Annotated in this window: 1 protein-coding gene; it reads right to left on the minus strand. The window is 68.2% G+C overall.

The annotated features are described in order from the left end of the window. Positions 1-620 (minus strand): IS1634 family transposase (locus tag DLJ49_RS21365; RefSeq protein WP_115395501.1); only part of this gene is annotated, 620 nt, incomplete at both ends.

Here is a 620-nt window from a genome sequence, read left to right on the forward strand (position 1 = left end):
CTCGAGCTCGGCGATGCGGGCGCGGCGGCGGTCGCCCTGCTCCGCGGCGCGCAAGGCATCATGGGCGACGATCAGGCGGTGGCCGGCGAAGGCGCTTTCCGCGAGCCCGTCGTCGTCGAAGACGAGGGCCTGGAAGGTCTCGATCAACTCGGCATAGCGCCGTGCCGGAACGGCGAGGATGAACTCCAGCCGGCGATCGCCCCGGTCCGCAAGGGCGGTCAGCTCGCCGATATTGTCCAGGCTCAGGAGCCCACGGTCGGCAACCAGGATGACGCGCTGGATCGGGAAGCGCTCCAGGACGGTCGCCAGCATCCCCTGAAGCGTCTTCGTCTCGGCGACGTTGCCGGGGTGGACGGTGTGCATGAGCGGCAGGCCCTCGGCGGTCTGCACCACGCCGAGGACGAACTGGCGGGCGATGCCGCCGATATCCTTGTTCATGCCGAAAGCCCGCAGATCGTCGTCCACCTCGCCCTCGCCGTGGATGCGCACGGTTGTCAGGTCGTAGAACACGATCTCGAGATCGCGATCGACCAGAGGGCGGATCTGCCTGGCCAAGGCGCCCTCGACCTCGTTGGCATGGTCCATCAGGGCATCCATCGCCCGCAGCAGGTGCTGATGCG

This window comes from Rhodovulum sp. 12E13 (assembly GCF_003340565.1).
In the GTDB taxonomy this organism is placed as follows: domain Bacteria; phylum Pseudomonadota; class Alphaproteobacteria; order Rhodobacterales; family Rhodobacteraceae; genus HLUCCA09.